The sequence below is a fragment of the Vibrio sp. 2033 genome (genome assembly GCF_033339735.1).
On record NZ_JAWOVC010000504.1, the window covers coordinates 1 to 617 of the forward strand.

A 617-nucleotide genomic window follows, 5' to 3' on the forward strand; every position below is an offset into this window, starting at 1 on the left:
TATATTGATCACCCTGTTGGGTGTCGTTATTCCTGCTTGGTACTTCGGACAAAACACCTTGATCACACCTCTCATACTAGGTGTGATTGCCGCTGCACTAGCGGAAAGTGATGACAGCTTTATGGGACGAATCAAAGCTCTGATTCTCACGTTTATCTGTTTCGCGGTTGCGGCCTTCTCTATTGAAATACTGTTTCACACCCCTTGGCTGTTTGCCACGGGTCTGTTTATTTCCACGTTTGGCTTTATCATGCTTGGCGCAATTGGGCCAAAGTATGCCAGTATCGCATTTGGTTCGTTGCTGATCGCCATTTACACCATGCTCGGCGCGCACGAAAGCACGAACATTTGGTTCCCGCCGTTGTTACTGCTAACTGGTGCCGCTTGGTATTACTTTATGTCGATGATCTGGCAAATGTTCTGGCCGTTGCAGCCGGTGCAATTAAGCCTCGCGAACGTGTTTCTTGCGCTTGCTAATTATCTCGATGCCAAAGCCAAGCTTTTCCACCCAGTCACGAACCTTGCACCGCAACCAATGCGTATTGAAGCGGCTCGCCTTAATGCTGCAACGGTCACCGCACTCAATACGTGTAAAGCAACGCTACTCACCCGTTCCA

The 617-nt window shown here is 49.3% G+C and carries 1 protein-coding gene; it reads left to right on the plus strand.

The window, feature by feature from the left end:
• The coding region (locus tag R7P74_RS27470) for an FUSC family membrane protein (protein WP_318123843.1) at positions 1-617 on the plus strand (617 nt) is incomplete at both ends.